Annotated in this window: 13 protein-coding genes; 6 read left to right on the top strand and 7 right to left on the bottom strand. The window is 67.0% G+C overall.

From position 1 onward, the window contains the following. The 6 genes from ccsA to mtnA form a co-directional block, all read right to left on the bottom strand. Nucleotides 1-1,068: cytochrome c biogenesis protein CcsA (ccsA, locus tag VFW04_10860; GenBank protein ID HEX5179823.1), on the bottom strand; the 1,068-nt coding region annotated here is incomplete at its 3' end. Beyond that, nucleotides 1,065-1,526: a cytochrome c maturation protein CcmE gene (locus tag VFW04_10865; GenBank protein HEX5179824.1), complete on the bottom strand. Its 462-nt coding sequence runs from the start codon at nucleotides 1,524-1,526 to the stop codon at nucleotides 1,065-1,067. The genes ccsA and VFW04_10865, both read right to left, overlap by 4 nt. 28 nt (nucleotides 1,527-1,554) lie before the next feature. After that, nucleotides 1,555-1,788 (bottom strand): hypothetical protein, encoded by a 234-nt coding sequence (locus tag VFW04_10870; protein ID HEX5179825.1) that lies wholly within the window; start codon nucleotides 1,786-1,788, stop codon nucleotides 1,555-1,557. A 97-nt stretch (nucleotides 1,789-1,885) separates the two neighbouring features. Continuing rightward, nucleotides 1,886-2,197 (bottom strand): DUF2279 domain-containing protein, encoded by a 312-nt coding sequence (locus VFW04_10875; protein ID HEX5179826.1) that lies wholly within the window; start codon nucleotides 2,195-2,197, stop codon nucleotides 1,886-1,888. Beyond that, nucleotides 2,197-3,672: a glycerol kinase GlpK gene (gene glpK, locus VFW04_10880; GenBank protein ID HEX5179827.1), complete on the bottom strand. Its 1,476-nt coding sequence runs from the start codon at nucleotides 3,670-3,672 to the stop codon at nucleotides 2,197-2,199. Before glpK ends, VFW04_10875 begins: the two co-directional genes overlap by 1 nt. Beyond that, nucleotides 3,669-4,697 carry an S-methyl-5-thioribose-1-phosphate isomerase gene (gene mtnA, locus VFW04_10885; GenBank protein HEX5179828.1) on the bottom strand — a complete coding sequence of 343 codons (1,029 nt, stop codon included), beginning with the start codon at nucleotides 4,695-4,697 and terminating at the stop codon, nucleotides 3,669-3,671. The genes glpK and mtnA overlap by 4 nt, the downstream gene beginning before the upstream one ends. A gap of 185 nt (nucleotides 4,698-4,882) precedes the next feature. Between mtnA and VFW04_10890 the strand changes: the two genes are divergently transcribed. The 4 genes from VFW04_10890 (at nucleotide 4,883) to VFW04_10905 (ending at nucleotide 9,002) form a co-directional block, all read left to right on the top strand. Beyond that, on the top strand, nucleotides 4,883-5,665 hold the full coding sequence (locus VFW04_10890) for an enoyl-CoA hydratase-related protein (protein ID HEX5179829.1): 783 nt from the start codon (nucleotides 4,883-4,885) through the stop codon (nucleotides 5,663-5,665). A gap of 10 nt (nucleotides 5,666-5,675) precedes the next feature. Continuing rightward, a complete protein-coding gene (recF, locus tag VFW04_10895) occupies nucleotides 5,676-6,839 on the top strand; it encodes a DNA replication and repair protein RecF (protein ID HEX5179830.1) in 1,164 nt (387 codons plus the stop codon). Then, on the top strand, nucleotides 6,836-7,147 hold the full coding sequence (locus VFW04_10900; protein ID HEX5179831.1) for a DUF721 domain-containing protein: 312 nt from the start codon (nucleotides 6,836-6,838) through the stop codon (nucleotides 7,145-7,147). Before recF ends, VFW04_10900 begins: the two co-directional genes overlap by 4 nt. A 109-nt stretch (nucleotides 7,148-7,256) precedes the next feature. Further along, entirely contained in the window at nucleotides 7,257-9,002 is a 1,746-nt protein-coding gene (locus VFW04_10905; GenBank protein ID HEX5179832.1) for a M28 family peptidase, read from the top strand. Nucleotides 9,003-9,345: 343 nt separating this feature from the next. Here the strand turns inward: VFW04_10905 and VFW04_10910 are convergent, their stop codons facing one another. After that, nucleotides 9,346-10,818 (bottom strand): carboxypeptidase regulatory-like domain-containing protein, encoded by a 1,473-nt coding sequence (locus tag VFW04_10910; GenBank protein ID HEX5179833.1) that lies wholly within the window; start codon nucleotides 10,816-10,818, stop codon nucleotides 9,346-9,348. A gap of 275 nt (nucleotides 10,819-11,093) precedes the next feature. Between VFW04_10910 and gyrB the strand changes: the two genes are divergently transcribed. Both gyrB and VFW04_10920 read left to right on the top strand, forming a co-directional pair. Next, on the top strand, nucleotides 11,094-13,013 hold the full coding sequence (gene gyrB / locus VFW04_10915; protein ID HEX5179834.1) for a DNA topoisomerase (ATP-hydrolyzing) subunit B: 1,920 nt from the start codon (nucleotides 11,094-11,096) through the stop codon (nucleotides 13,011-13,013). Between the two features lie 164 nt (nucleotides 13,014-13,177). After that, a complete protein-coding gene (locus tag VFW04_10920; GenBank protein HEX5179835.1) occupies nucleotides 13,178-15,628 on the top strand; it encodes an ABC transporter permease in 2,451 nt (816 codons plus the stop codon). Nucleotides 15,629-15,630: the final 2 nt, after the last annotated feature.

Below are 15,630 nucleotides of genomic sequence, written 5' to 3' on the forward strand. Positions count from 1 at the left end.
CAACAGGTTGTTGAACAGGAACGTCGCCTCGCGGCTCACCATGCTCTCGAGCTCGGCGCGCGCGCGCAGATCGGACAACCGCGTCGTCACGAGATACGCCGTCACCGCGATCGCGAGGATGAGGAAGCCGAGGAACCAGTAGCCCACTTCCGACTGCGAGAAGGCATGCACGCTCGAGATCACGCCGCTGCGTGTAATGAACGTGCCGAGAATGGAGAGCAGGAATGCCGTCACGACGAGCGTCACGTTCCATTTGCGAAGCATGCCGCGTTTTTCCTGCACCATGATCGAGTGGAGGAAGGCCGTGTTGATGAGCCACGGAAGAAACGACGCGTTCTCGACCGGATCCCAGGCCCAGTAGCCGCCCCACCCGAGCTCGACGTACGCCCACCACATGCCGAGCACGATCCCGACGGTATTGAAGAACCACGAGAGGAGTACCCACCGCCTCACGGAGCTCAGCCATTCCGCGTCGAGACGACGCGTGATCAGCGCCCCCACTGCGAACGCGAACGGAATCGCCGTCGCGATGTAGCCGAGATACAAGTTAGGCGGATGCGCCGCCATGCCTGGATTCTGCAACTGCGGGTTGAGACCGCGGCCGTCAGGCGGGATCCAGTCGAGTCGCGCGTACGGATTGGCGCCGAAGCACAACACGAGAATGAAGAACAGCGCGATCGCCGACAGCGTGGGCACCACCCACGGCATCAGCTCGCGATTACTCTTTCGCCCCGTGTAGACAGCGATGGTGGCGTAGATCGACAGGATGAGCGCCCAGAACAGCAGCGATCCTTCCTGCCCCGCCCAGAACGCCGTGAACTTGTAGACGCTCGGCAGATTCGCGCTGGTGTACGCGGCGACGAACTTGAACGAGAAGTCCGAGGTGAGCAGCGCGGTCCACAGCCCGATGGACGCGAGCACGACGAATCCGCACATCGCAAACAGCGCGCGGCGCGCGCTCGCAATCAGCTCGGCGCGACGCGTGTACGCGCCAGCAAATCCCGCCGTCGTCCCCCAGGCCGCCATGAGGAGCGCGACCCACAGCGACAGTTCACCGATGAGAATCACGTGCGGGCCGGCGCCGCACCGCCCGAGCGATAGCCCGGCGTCGCGCGGTATTTCGCAGGCGCGTTCTCATATCGCGACGCGCACTTGGCGAGCACGGTCGTCGCGCGGAACGTCCCGTCCTGCGCCAGACGCCCATCCATGACGACGTCTACGCTGTCGGTGAACGTGTCCGGCGCGATGCCGTGGAAGCTGACCGGATAGGTCTTGTCGCCGTCGGTGACGCGGAACGTCATGTCGCGGCCGCCGGGCGCGCGATTGACCGAGCCCGGCACCACGCGTGCACCCACCTTCACGCCGGTTCCGTAGAAGGATGGATCCTGTGCGACTTTGGTGGCCAGCTCGGTTGGCGTGAGGTAGTAGGTTCCGGTCTGCGCGATCGCGCTCGCCATCAAGTAGCCGGCGGTTCCGAGAATCAACGCGCCGCCTAACAGAAACTTCGTCCGCGGTTTCAACGCCATACGCTGCGCTTCCTGTGCAAACGCCCGCTCACGGCCGGGCGACCCGCGAGCGTGCCGCCTCATCCCGCACGCGCGCCATGATGACCTCGAGCTCCCGTTCCGCTTGCGCCCGTTCCTCGGCGCTCCAGATCGCGGTCCGCCGGCTCAGATCGCGAACGCCCTGGAGCATCTCGTTCACCAGCGACCGGAGCACCTCATTCGTGCGACGCTCGGCCGTCTGCGACTCCACTGCATCGGTCGACTTGCTCGCGGCATCGGTCATCGGAACAGCTCCAAGCTGTGGCAAACGTCGGTCCGTCGCTGGACGCGACCCCATGAATATATCGAATGAAACCGCCGCAAGCGGACAGCGCGAGACCTCACTGTGCGTGCGAGAGAAAAGCTGCTCCGGCGGCGGTGCCGGCGAGGTCCCAGCTGAGGTCGCGCATCGAGAATCCTTCGCCGGTCCACTGGTCGTGCACTTCCTTGGCGACCCCGACGCTCACCGCGATCCCGGCGGCGCTCACGAGCGCATCGTGGTGATCGACCCGCATCGCGCGCAGCGCGCCATAGCTCGCGGTCTCGACGAACGCCGACATGAAAAAGTGCTTGAGCTTGTCAGGCGCGAGCCATTTGTCGCCGCCCTGATGGCCGCCGAGCGAGAGCGAGAATGCGAGAACGAGCGCGCGCATCAGCCGCGATCCCGCGCCCAGGCGAGGGCCGTTCGCACGGCGCGGGCCCAGTCGCGAGCGCCGTCTCGGGCTGCCGGCGCATCCGCTCCAGGCTCGAACCGCTGGTAGGTTCGCGTCGCGAGGAACGACGACGCGCTGGACCAGACTCCCGTCGCGACACCCGCCAGTCCCGCCGCGCCTAACGCCGTGGTCTCGATCACATCGGGCCGCTCGACCGGGACGCCGAGCACATCCGCCTGGAACTGCATGAGCCACGCATTTTCGGTGGCGCCGCCGTCAACACGCAAGCGGTCGAAGGGCACCCCGCTTCGCCGGCGCATGAGGGCGAGCACATCGGCCGTCGAGTACGCCATCGCCTCGAGGGCGGCGCGCGCCAGGTGCGCACGCGTGGTCCCGCGGGTGAGCCCGACGATGGTTCCCCGCGCACCCGGCTCCCAGTGCGGTGCGCCGAGTCCAACCAGCGCCGGCACGAAGTAGACGCCGCCGGTGGACTCGACCTGCGCGGCGAGGCGCTCCGTGTCGGCCGCTCGCTCCACGATGCCTAACCCATCGCGCAGCCATTGAATGGCGGCGCCGGCAATGAAGATCGCGCCCTCGAGCGCGTACGCTGCGCCGCCCGCCTCATCGCACGCCACCGTCGCCAGCAGTCCGCCCCCGGCCGCCGCGCGCTGCCGGCCCGTGTTGAGGAGCAAGAATGCTCCGGTGCCATACGTGTTCTTCCCTTCCCCGGCGCGCCAGCATCCCTGCCCGTAGAGCGCGGCTTGCTGATCCCCTGCCACTCCGTGAATCGGCATCTCGGCGCCGAAATGCTCGCGCGCTGCAACGCCGAACAACGCGCTCGACGCTCTCACCTCGGGCAGGATGCTCCGCGGCACGCCAAACAAGCGGCAGAGGTCGTCGCTCCAGTCGAGGCTGCCGATATCGTAGAGCATGGTGCGCGACGCATTGGTCGGATCCGTCGCGTGCACCGAGCCGCCCGTGAGATTCCAGATGAGCCACGTGTCCACGGTTCCGGCGATCAGCTCGCCGCGGTCGGCGCGTTTCGCGATCGCCTCGTGCGACAACAGCCATTCGATTTTGGTGGCCGAGAAATACGGATCGAGCACCAGACCGGTGCGCGCCGCGATCGCGTCGGACTCGTCGGCGAGCTCGGCGCAGCGCGCCGCCGTACGCCGATCTTGCCACACGATCGCGCGGCCCACCGGCTCGCCCGTCGTCCGATCCCACATCACGACCGTTTCGCGCTGATTGGTGATGCCGATGGCGTCGGGCATCGCCTTCGCCTGCGCGATCGCGTCGCGGCCGGCCGCAAGCGTGCACGCAACGAGGTCGCGGGCGTCGTGCTCCACCCAGCCCGGCTGTGGGAAATGCTGCGGAATTTCCCGGTAGCCGCGCCCAACGATGCGTCCGGTCGCATCGATGACGAGACACGTCGATCCCGTAGTCCCCTGATCGATCGCGAGGACGTGCGTCACGGCACGAACCGATACGGCGGATAGTGAATGGCGCGATCGCTGATGATCGCGGTGACCAGATCGGCCGGCGTCACGTCGAAGGCGGGGTTGTCCACCGGCACCTCGTTAGGCACGATGGATCGGCCGTTGATGCGCGCCACTTCCGCACGGTCCCGCTGCTCGATGGGAATCGCGCTCCCGTCGGGGATGGCCGGATCGAACGTCGATGTCGGCGCGGCGACGTAGAACGGGATCCCGTGGTATCGCGCCTGGAGCGCCAGCGCGTAGGTACCGATCTTGTTCGCCACGTCGCCGTTGGCGGCGATGCGATCGGCGCCAACGATGACGAGGTCCACGCGACGCGCGCGCATGGCCGACGCGGCCGCGCCATCCGTGATCACGCGCACCGGCACACCGGCGCGCGACAGTTCCCACGCCGTCAAGCGCGCCCCCTGGAGCAACGGGCGCGTCTCGCAGGCGAGCACCGAAACCTGGCGGCCGTGCTCCGCGGCCACGTACACCGGCGCGAGCGCGGTTCCGATGCCGGTGGTGGCGAGCGCACCGGCGTTGCAGTGCGTGAGGACGCGCGCGCCATCGCCGAGCAGCTGCTCGCCTAACGCGCCGATGCGACGGCACATTGCCGCGTCGTCGGCCAGGAGCGCGTCGGCTACGGCGCGCATCGCCTGCAGCGCCGCGCGCCCCGAGGCGTGCGGCTCCTTCGCTGCCGCTGCGACGGTGTTCACGGCCCACGCCAGGTTCGCTGCCGTTGGCCGGGTGGTGATGATCCGTTGCGCGTGGACCGCGATGCGCGCCCGCAGGCGCTCGGTCGTCGGGTCCTCGAACGAGGCCAGCGAGATCACCAGGCCCATGGCGCCGGCGATCCCGATGGCCGGAGCGCCCCGAACGGCCAGCGACGATATGGCCGCGCACACATCGTCGAGCGACCTGAGATCGCGCTCGATGTACCGCTCCGGCAATGCCGTCTGATCGATGATGCGAACGGCATTGCAGTCCGGCGACCAACGGACGGCCTGGATGGGTTGCACCGACGGAAACGTACCAGCGGAGGGCCAGACGCGGAACAGTCGAGTACAGGTCGGCTCGAGCCGGACTCGGGCGCCACGGTTCGAGATGGCGGCGGCGCGTCGCCGGACTCGACTCGCGCGTTACATTTCGGCTCGCGCGCCTCGTGCCCCGACGCTCGGCCGCGTTCCCTCAGCGCTCGTCGACCATGCCCTTCCAGAACCTCGCCTTCGACGTCCATGACCGCGTTGCGACCATTCGCGTCAACCGGCCGGACAAACTCAATGCGCTCAACGACGAGACCATCGCCGAGCTGGATGAGGCAATGGAGTTGGTGGAACGGCGCGAGGACGTGGCAGGCGTCCTCGTGACCGGCGCGGGGACGAAGGCGTTCGTCGCCGGCGCCGACATCGCCGAGCTGTCGCGCCAAGGACCGGCCGAGGGGCGGGTGCGCGCGCGCACGGGCCAGCGCGTGTTCACGCGCATCGAGCGCTGTCCCAAGCCGGTGATCGCGGCGCTCAACGGCTTTGCGTTAGGCGGCGGCTGCGAGCTGGCGATGGCGTGCCACATCCGCATCGCCGCCGACACGGCCAGGCTCGGCCAGCCGGAGCTCAAGTTAGGCATTACGCCCGGCTACGGCGCCACTCAGCGCCTGGTGCGGCTGGTCGGCAAAGGCCGCGCGCTCGAGCTGCTGCTCACGGCGGAGATGATCGACGCCGCCGACGCGTACCGCATCGGGCTGGTCAACAAAGTCGTGCCCGCGTCCGACCTTCTCGCCGAAGCCGAGCGGATGCTGCGGCAGATCATCGCGTTCGGACCCGTCGCGATTGCGCTCTGCATCGAAGCCGTGAACCGCGGCGATGACCTCCCGCTCGACGCCGGCCTCGAGGTCGAAGCCTCCTACTTCGGCCTCCTGTCCGCCACCGACGACATGCGCGAGGGGATGCAGGCGTTCCTCGAGAAGCGCGCGGCGCGGTTCAGCGGCCGTTAGGCAGATGGTCGTGGCGGACGCGCGCCGAGAGCCGCCCGGGGCAGCGGGCGTCGCGCCCGCGAGCCCGGCGCGCGCCGTGCTCACGCGTCTCGCGATCCGCGATTTCCGGAATCTCGCCCGCCTCGACTTCGCGCCGCCGCCCGAGGGCTTCGCGCTCATCGGAGAGAACGGCCAGGGCAAGACCAACCTGCTCGAGGCCATCCACTATCTCCAGCTCCTCCGCTCCTTCCGCGGCGCGCGGGATGCCGAGCTCGTTCGCTTCGACACCGCGGGCTTTCACCTGTCGGCCGAGATGGCAGACGCGCCCCACCGGTCGGTGTCCGTGGGCTTCGAGCGCGCCGGCAAACGCAAACGCGTGCTGGTCGACGGCGACGAGCGCGCCCGCCTCGCCGATGCGTTAGGCGCGTTCCCCGCCGTGCTCCTGTCGCCGCGCGACGCCGACATCGTCGCCGGGGCGCCCAGCGCGCGACGCCGCCTCCTGGATGTGATGCTCGCGCTCAGCTCGCGCCCGTACCTCGCCGCGCTGCAGCGCTATCGCGCCGCACTCGCCCAACGGAGCGCCGCGATGCGCCGGCCCGGCGCGCTCAGGGACCAGAGCGTGGCCGTGTGGGATGCGCCCCTCGCCGAGCACGGCGCCATTCTGTGGCGCGCCCGGAGCGACTGGGCGCTCGCCTACCGCACCCGCTACGCCGAGCTCTGCGCCGCGATCGGCGAGCGCGCGACTGCCGACCTCTCCTACGCCAGCACCATCGAGGACTCCGGCGACGTCGAAGCCGCGCTGCGCGACGCGCTCGCCCGGAACCGGTCCGCCGACATCCGGCGTGGACTCACACATGCCGGCCCGCACCGCGACGACCTGTCGCTCACCCTCGGCGGACGCGACCTTCGAACCTACGGCTCGGCAGGCCAGCAACGCACCGCCGCGATCGCGCTGCGCCTCCTCGAAGCGGACACGCGCCGCGCCGCGTCGGGCTGCGAGCCGATCGTCCTGCTCGACGATCCGTTCGCCGAGCTCGATGCGCGCCGCGCCGCGCGCATCCTCGAGCTGCTCGTCGCGCAGGGCAACGGGCAAGCCATCCTCGCCGTGCCGCGCGCCGACGACATTCCTCCACGCCTCACTCGGCTCCCGCGGTATCTCATTGCCGCCGGCGTCGTGCAGCGCGCTCCCGAATGACGCAGCGCAAAGGTCCGCCTGAGCCGTTGGGCAAGGCCCTGGCCGGATTTCTCGCGCGCGCAGGCCTCACGCAGCGCATCGAGCAGGCCTCCATCGTCGACGCGTGGGCGCTGCTGGTCGGTGAACAGATTGCCTCGGTGACCATGGCACGCATGATCACACGAGACGGCACGCTGTTCGTGGATGTAGCCACCAACGCGTGGATGCAGGAGCTCTCCCTCATGGAGCCTCAACTGCTCAAGGTCCTCGCGCAACACCCCGCCGGCGCGAGCGTTCAACAGATTCGATGGCGCCTGGCGCGCGTCTGAGGCGAATCGGGCGCTCTGGCTTGCCTCTGCACCCGCCGTCATATTTGCAACCTGTCCCTACTAATTCGGCGCCCACGGCGGCTGCCACCTCCCGCTTCCCATTCGCGACATGAGATCGTCTCTCGCTCGAATCGCACTCGCTCTGGCTGTTCCGGTGTCGCTGTCTGCCCAACAAGCCGCGGCGCCGGACGCGTCGGCCGGCGGCGTCGTTCCGCTGCCGCCTGTCACGCTGCCGCTCAAGCACGCGCCTCAGCCGACGACGGCCGCCATCACGCCGGCCGATCTCATGACGCGGCTCTACATCTTCTCCGACGATTCGATGCAAGGCCGCGAAGCCGGTACCGCCGGCAACGTGAAAGGCACCGACTACATCGCGGGCCAGATCAAGCAGATGGGTCTCAAACCCGCCGGCGACAACGGCACCTACTTCCAAACCATTCCGCTCGAAACGCGATCGGTGGACTCGTCGTCGTCGATCTCGGCGGGCGACACGAAGCTCGTCGCGAACACTGACTTCGTCGTGTTGTCGCGGCAGCCGGCGGCCGCGTCGGATGTGCCGGTCGTGTTTGGCGGCGACCTTGGCGACAGCTCGCGCATCAGCGACGACGCGGCCAAGGGCAAGTTCGTCGTGTTCACGGCGCACGGCGGGTGGACGCGGTTCCTGCGCGCGGCGCGCCGCGGGATGGGCCTGGACAGCGCAGCCGGCATCGCGGTCGCGACGCTGGACAGCGTTCCGCCACAGATCCGTGGATTCCTGACGCGGCCGCAAACGTTCCTCGAGGACAACACCACGCGTACGCCCACCGGTCCCACGGTGTTCTTCGTGACCGAGGCCGCGGCGAGCAAGTTGTTAGGCGCCGAGCCGAACGGCCTAACGGTAGGCAGCGCGCACGGGACCGCGTCGTTCGACGTGAAGTACTCGACCAAACCGTCGGAGTTTCCGGCGCGCAACGTGGTCGGCATCATCGAGGGCAGCGATCCCAAGCTGCGCGGCGAATACGTCGCGATCGGCGCGCACAATGATCACATCGGCATGATCCAGCACCCGGTGGATCACGACTCGCTGCGCATCTGGAATCACACCGTGCGACCGGAAGGCGCGGACGACGGCGGCAAGCAAGCGACGCCGGAAGAACAGTCCGAGGTGGACCAGCAGCTCGCCGCCTATCGCGCCGCGCATCCGCACAGCGAGCGGCCCGACTCGATCGACAACGGCGCCGACGATGACGGCTCGGGCAGCGTCTCGGCGCTCGAGATGGCGCAGTACTTCGCGGCGATGAAGACCAAGCCCAAGCGCTCGCTGCTCTTCGTCTGGCACGTCGGCGAAGAGAAAGGGCTGCTCGGCTCGCGCTGGTTCACCGATCATCCGACGGTCCCGCGCGACAGCATCGTGACGCAGCTCAACATGGACATGGTGGGCCGCGGCGACGCGTACGACGAGACCGGACGCACCAAGGCAGGCGCGCCGATTCACGGCAGCGCCGGCTATCTGCAGCTGGTGGGCTCGCGCCGCCTGTCCACTGAGTTAGGCGACTTGATCGAGAAGGTGAACAAGGAGGATCATCACAATCTGACCCTCGACTACTCGATCGACGCCGACGGCCATCCGGCGAACATCTATTGCCGCAGCGACCACTACGAGTACGCGCGCTACGGCATTCCGATCACGTTCTTCACCACCGGCTTGCACTCCGATTATCACCAAGTGACGGACGAGCCGGAGTACATCGACTACAATCACATGGCAAAGGTGGCGAACTTCGTCGCCGACGTGGCGCTGCACGTGGCGAACCTGGATCATCGCGTCGTGGTGGACCACCCGAAGCCCGATCCGAACGGGACCTGCCGCCAGTAGCCGTCGACTCCGGACGAAGCACGAACGGGCGCCCCCCGGCAATGAGCCGGCCGGAGCGCCCGCTTCTTGCCGGCCCCATATGTCTTGCATCTACGTTCATGAAGACGCGAACACAGCACCGACACAGCGGACACGACACGAGCAAAACCAGGGCTTTGATTTTTTTGTCGGTGCTTTGTCTGTTGTGTCCTGCTTTGTCCGCGTCTTCATGAGCGTAGCACTCTGCCCGTCCGGCCTGCCGCACGATCCATCTTCTCTCGTTCGATTTTTTCGGCCTCGTTTCCCGGAAATTCCCAAAGAACCTCTTTTGCGCATGCCCTACGCCTAACGGAAATGCGCCGGGTCAGTGCGTCCAGATCAGCACCGTACCGCAGTCCCCGGACTTGTACTGGGGCGGCGTAGTCGACGCGTCCGCGTAGATCTCGATGCCGGCAACCGAGCTCGGATCGAGGAACGTGTTGATGTTGTGCGCGGCATCGTGCATGAATGCCCCGTCGATGTACACGGCGGGGTAGCAGAATCCGGTGTTCGACATCGCGATGCTCACCTGGCCCCGCGCGCTCACGATACCGAGCATGAAGGTCGAGTCCTTGGGATCGATGCGAATCACGCGGAGTGTGGCTGCGCGCCGGAAGACGTCGGTCAGCTTCGTTGCCTCCATCTTCGCAATGTCGTCGGCCGTGAAAAACTGACCGGCGCCTTCCGTCCGGCGCTGGTCGAACCCAGCGAGCTTCGAGAGCACGTTCTTGCCTTGCACCTTGACCGTCGCCAACACCGCCACTGGTTGAGTCATCTTGATGTCGATGGAGGCGGGGTGATGGCTCGCGAGGTCGACCGTGGTGCGCACCGGCATGAGCCCCACGTGTGCGATCACGAGCGGCTGCGTGCCCGACGGCAGCGATGCGATCTGGAACCGCCCATCGGCGCCCGTGGTGGCAGCGGCGCCGGCCGCGGGCAGCGTGACTTCCGCGCCGGCAAGCGGGGCGCCGGATGGATCCCGAATCACGCCGTCGAGCACGGCCGCCGCCTGGGCCGCTGGTCTGCCTAACGACGTACCCGCGGCCCGCGATGGGGCGCCCGCGGCGCTGTCGCCGCCCAAGCGCAGGTCGCGGATGGCCAAGCCGCGCGAGGTCGCGTCCACTTGGACGAACGGCGTGGCGCGCGCGCCTAACTGCGCGCGAATGTCGAACACGCCATCGCCCGGCACGCCGCAGATGGCAAACCAGCCGCTGGCGTCGGCCCTGGCGTCGACCTGGCGCGGTTCGCTGTGGAATCCCTTTTTGTCGATGTCGAAATTGCGCCACGCAACCGTGATGCGTGCGCCCGCGACCGGCATGTCGCTGTCGGCGTCGCGCACGAAGCCAACGACCGTCCCGCTGGAATCACCGGCAGCCGGCGCGCCGCAGAGCGCCGTACGGATCGCCACCGCTCCCGGAATGGACAGCTCCACGTGCACGACCGGTTTGGAGCCCACGCGCACATTGCGCGAGATGGCCTGGAGATCGAGCTCACTCAGCTCGGCGTGCAGGAAACCGATAATGAATGTTCCGTGCGGCACGCCGGCGATGCGGAACGCACCGGACGAATCGGTTTCGGCGGAGAATACCTGCGACGGCTCATCGCGCGAGACGAGTTGCACGACGGCGCCGGTGAGCGGCGCCGAGCGCACGCTGTCGTACACGACGCCCTCGACTGTTGCGGTGGTCGATGCGCCCGCCTGTTGTGCGCTGGGCCGGTGGACCGGAATGACGAGAAGGCAAAGGGCGGCCACCGTGCCGTTGAGGAAGGCGTTCACTGCACCTGACCGGCACCTCATACACCCCCTCCGGAAGCTGCCGACGAAGACGTGAAGCACCGCGCGGCGTCGCGGGTCAAGGCCCAGCCTAACGACGAAAGCCGGCCCCGGCAATAGTTCTGTGGCGAGGGTTGGAAGACGGGCGGCAACGGGTCTCACGCAGTCACCTAACTACTTGATTTAACAAATATTTAGAACTATCTTTTAATGGTTGGGCACGAAGCGCATTTCGGTGTCTGTTTGGTGGGGTGCGCAGGCCTGGCAAAGAGTCAACCCGCGAAGGAGCTCGAGCATCGATGACGCAATACGACGCTGGTCAAATTCAAGTTCTCAAGGGCCTCGAGGCGGTGCGCAAACGCCCGGGCATGTACATCGGCTCCACGTCGTCCCGTGGGTTGCACCATTTGGTTTATGAAGTCGTCGACAACTCCATCGATGAAACGCTGGCTGGCTACGCCGACACGATCGACGTCACGATTCACGCGGACAATGCGATCACTGTCGTCGACAACGGGCGCGGTATTCCGGTCGACATTCATCCTACGGAAAAAATTCCCGGCGTCGAACTCGCGATGACCGTGCTGCACGCCGGCGGCAAGTTCGACAAGAACACCTACAAGGTTTCGGGCGGACTGCACGGCGTGGGCGTGTCGGTCGTGAATGCACTGTCGGCGCAGCTCAAGGTGTGGGTGAAGCGCGAGGGCCAGGAGTATTACATGGACTTCGCGCGCGGCATCACGACCACCAAGCTCAAGATGTTGCGCAAAGTGCCGAAGGGCGAACGCGGCACCACGGTTTGGTTCAAACCGGACGACACGATTTTCACCGAGCTCGCGTTCGACTACGCCACGATCGCGACGCGCCTGCGCGAGCTCTCGTTCCTGAACAAGGGCGTGACGATCACGCTCACTGATGAGCGGGCCGACCAGAAAAAGCAGGAAACGTTTCATGCCAAGGGTGGGCTCAAGGAATTCGTCGCCCACCTGAACGCGAACAAGAAGGCGCTGCATCCGGACGTCATTTATGTCGAAGCCGATCGGGATGACATGGGCATCGAAGTCGCCATTCAATACAACGATGGCTACAACGAAACCGTGTTCTCGTTCGTGAACAACATCAACACGATCGAGGGCGGCACCCATCTCACCGGATTCAAGAGCGCGCTCACGCGCGTCGTGAACCAGTACGCGCAGAAGGGCAATTTCCTCAAGAAAGCGGACTTCGCGTTGAGCGGCGAGGACGTGCGCGAAGGCCTAACGGCCGTGCTGTCCGTCAAAGTGCGCGAGCCCCAGTTCGAGGGCCAGACGAAAACGAAGCTCGGCAATTCCGAAGCCGAGGGCGCCGTGCGCAGCGTGATCAACGAGTCTCTGGCCGCGTACCTGGAAGAGCATCCGCGCTCGGCCAACATCATCGTCGAAAAGGCCGTGTCTGCGGCGCGGGCTCGAGAAGCGGCTCGCAAAGCGCGCGATCTCACCCGCAAGAAGTCGGCGCTCGACTCCGGCGTGCTGCCCGGCAAGCTCGCCGACTGTTCGCTCAACGACCCGCCGCTCTGCGAGCTGTACCTCGTCGAGGGCGATTCCGCCGGCGGCTCGGCCAAGGGCGGACGCGCGCGCGAGTTCCAGGCCATCCTCCCGCTGCGCGGCAAGATTCTCAACGTGGAGAAAGCGCGCATCGACAAGGTGCTGTCTAACGAAGAAATCCGCTCGATCATCACTGCCATCGGCGCCGGCATCCGAGATGATTTCCAGATCGACCAGGCGCGCTACCACAAAATCATCATCATGACCGACGCGGACGTGGACGGCGCGCACATCCGCACGCTGCTGCTCACGTTCTTCTTCCGTCAGATGCGCGAGCTGATCGATGCCGGCTTCGTGTACATCGCGCAGCCGCCGTTGTATCGCGTGGCCAAGGGGAAGGAAGAGTACTACGCCTATACCGAAACCGAGCGGGACTCGTACATTCAGCGCTTTGGCAACGGGGACGGCGCCAAGGTCAACGTGGTGATCCAGCGGTACAAAGGGTTAGGCGAAATGAACAAAGACCAGCTCTGGGAGACCACGATGAATCCCGAGCGGCGCACACTCCTCAAGGTCGACATGGAAGACGCCGTCGCTGCCGACCTGATTTTCCAGACGCTCATGGGCGACGACGTCGAGCCGCGGCGGGTGTTCATCGAAGCGAACGCGAAGTTCGTGAGCAACCTCGACATCTGACGCAAACGAAGTGTGTGGGATGTGCTGTCCGGAATCGGACAGCATGTCCCACTCACGAACAATCCGAGCGGGCGCCGCGCTCGCCGGCTCGCGCCCAAGCGCTGCGGCCGCAACGAGTTTCGCATCGGGCGATGGCGGCACGATAGTTCCTCTGCGCCACGCGCATGTCACTCACACACGACCTCCGCTTCGGACTGCGCAAGCTGATGCGCATGCCCGGCTACACGGCCATCGCCATCGCCACCATCGGCATCGCGATCGGCGCAACCACGGCGATTTTCAGCATCGTCGACAACGTGCTGCTCAGGCCGCTGCCGTTCGTGGATCCGTCGCGACTGATGTTCATCGAGTCGACGTCGCCCGACGGAAAGCCGATGAATATGTCGCCGCCGGACCTCGACGACTACCGTGCGCAGAGCCACAGCTTCATCGCGATGAGTCCGGTGGTGGGCGGCGGCAGCGCGACGCTGGGCCGCCCGGGCCTGCCGGCGCTTCGGCTCAATCGGGCGCGTGTGGGCGCCAACTTCTTTTCTTTGTTAGGCGTGGGGTTCGAGCGCGGCCGGGGCTTCGTGGCCGGTGAGGATTCGGCGCAGGCGACCAAAGTCGCCGTCCTTTCGGATCTCGCGTGGCGGCGGTGGTTCGGCTCCAACCCATCGATCATTGGCACGAGCATCCGGCTCAACGACACGCCGTATCGCGTCGTTGGCATCGCACCGCCGCGCTTCTCCTATCCCGCCGATCCGGACGTCTGGGTTCCGGCCGTGTGGCGCGACTTCGAGCGCGGCGACCAGGCGCACGGGTTGCACGAGATGTCGGCGATCGGACGGTTGCGCCCCGGCGTCACGGTGGCCGCCGCCCAACGCGACCTTCAGGCCATCGCCGAGCGCATCGCCCACGATTTCCCGGGCCAGGACGCCAAGATCGGCGCCTACGTATCGCCGCTGCGCGACGAGCTCGTCGGCGATGTGCGGCCCGCGTTGTGGTCGCTGTTCGGAGCGGTCGCATTGGTCCTGCTCATCGCCTGCGCGAACATCGCCAATCTGTCGCTCGTCCGCGGGGCATCGCGCTCGACCGAAATTGCCGTGCGGACGGCGCTCGGCGCGTCGCGCTGGCGGCTGATCCGGCAGCTCCTGACCGAGAGCTTGCTCATTTCCGTTGGCGGCGCGGTGATCGGGACGCTGCTGGCGGCGTGGGCCGTGGATCTCGTGGTATCGTTCGGCCCGCACGGACTGCCCCGCCTAACCGAAATCGCCGTCAACGGGCGGATCCTGCTGTTCGCGGCGCTGCTCGCCATCGCGACCGGCGTGCTGTTCGGCCTGGTGCCGGCGCTGCACGCGACACGCGGCGACGTCACGCCGGCGCTGCGTGACGGCCAGCGCGGCTCGAGCCACGGCGGGACGGCGCGCACGCGCTCGCTGGTCATCGTCATCGAAATGGCGCTCGCCATGGTGCTGCTCGTCGGCGCGGGCCTGCTCATCCGCAGCTTCGAGCGGCTCACGCACGTCGATCCCGGATTCCGGGCGGACCAGCTGTACGTCTTCGACATCGCGCTTACCGGCAAACGGTACGATGATTCGCCGCCGACCATCGCGTACACGAGGGACGTGCTGCAACGTCTCGCCGCGCTGCCGGGCACCGAGCAGGTTGCGGTCGCCGCGGGCCGTCCGTTAGACCCGGATCCCACCTACAGCGTGTCGACGTCGTTCACGCTCGATGGCGAACCGAAACCCGAGCCGGGCCGCGAACCGGAGTCCGCGGTCATCCCCGTTTCGCCGAGCTATTTTCGCACGGTCGGCCTGGGTCTCGTGCGCGGGCGCGTGTTCACCGAACCGGAGAACCGATTGGACGCGCCGCCGGTGGTGGTGGTGAACGAGGCGCTGGCCAAGCGGTACTTCCCGGGGCAGGATCCGATCGGCAAGCACATCACGTTCGGGGTCTCGTACACCCCGCGGTCGAACGACACGACGACGGTCACGGTGCGCGGCGAGATTGTGGGCATCGTGCACGACGCGAAGCAGGAATCGCTCGCCGAAACGCCGGCGCCGGCGACGTACGTGCCGTACAACACGTTTCCGTTAGGCGTGACGTTTCTGGTGCGGAGCCACGCGCCGAAGGCCGCCGTCGAAGCCGCGATCGCGGCCCAGGTGCGCGCGGTGGATCCCAACGTGGCGATGTACGAGCTGGGCAGCATGAGCGACGCGATGGCGGCCTCGACGTCGCAACCATTGTTCTACACCGTGCTCCTCGGCGCCTTCGCGCTTTTGGCCCTGCTGCTGGCGACGCTCGGCATCTACGGCGTGATCGCGTTCCTCGTCACGGAGCGCACGCGCGAGCTGGGCATCCGGATCGCGTTAGGCGCGACGTCGGCGGCGATCGAGCGGCTCGTGGTCTCGCGCGGCCTGCTGCTCACGCTCGGCGGCATCGCGTTCGGACTGCTGGGCGCCATCGGCGCGACGCGCGGCATCCGGTCGCTGCTCTACGACGTCACGCCGCTCGACGTCCCGACGTTCGCCGCCGTCGCCGTGGTCCTCGGCGCGGTCGCCGCCGCGGCGTCGTGGATTCCGGCGCGGCGCGCGTCGCGCATCGATCCGGCGATCGCGATGAAAGCCGAGTGAGC

The sequence above is a fragment of the Gemmatimonadaceae bacterium genome, from assembly GCA_036273715.1.
Taxonomy (GTDB): domain Bacteria; phylum Gemmatimonadota; class Gemmatimonadetes; order Gemmatimonadales; family Gemmatimonadaceae; genus JADGGM01.

What these genes read in the sequence shown, in the direction of transcription:
- VFW04_10865 (HEX5179824.1), bottom strand. Translation starts at nt 1,526, where the DNA reads ATGGCGTTGAAACCGCGGACGAAGTTTCTGTTAGGCGGCGCGTTGATT.
- VFW04_10870 (HEX5179825.1), bottom strand. Translation starts at nt 1,788, where the DNA reads ATGACCGATGCCGCGAGCAAGTCGACCGATGCAGTGGAGTCGCAGACG.
- VFW04_10875 (HEX5179826.1), bottom strand. Translation starts at nt 2,197, where the DNA reads ATGCGCGCGCTCGTTCTCGCATTCTCGCTCTCGCTCGGCGGCCATCAG.
- VFW04_10890 (HEX5179829.1), top strand. Translation starts at nt 4,883, where the DNA reads ATGCCCTTCCAGAACCTCGCCTTCGACGTCCATGACCGCGTTGCGACC.
- VFW04_10900 (HEX5179831.1), top strand. Translation starts at nt 6,836, where the DNA reads ATGACGCAGCGCAAAGGTCCGCCTGAGCCGTTGGGCAAGGCCCTGGCC.
- VFW04_10905 (HEX5179832.1), top strand. Translation starts at nt 7,257, where the DNA reads ATGAGATCGTCTCTCGCTCGAATCGCACTCGCTCTGGCTGTTCCGGTG.
- VFW04_10910 (HEX5179833.1), bottom strand. Translation starts at nt 10,818, where the DNA reads ATGAGGTGCCGGTCAGGTGCAGTGAACGCCTTCCTCAACGGCACGGTG.
- gyrB (HEX5179834.1), top strand. Translation starts at nt 11,094, where the DNA reads ATGACGCAATACGACGCTGGTCAAATTCAAGTTCTCAAGGGCCTCGAG.
- VFW04_10920 (HEX5179835.1), top strand. Translation starts at nt 13,178, where the DNA reads ATGTCACTCACACACGACCTCCGCTTCGGACTGCGCAAGCTGATGCGC.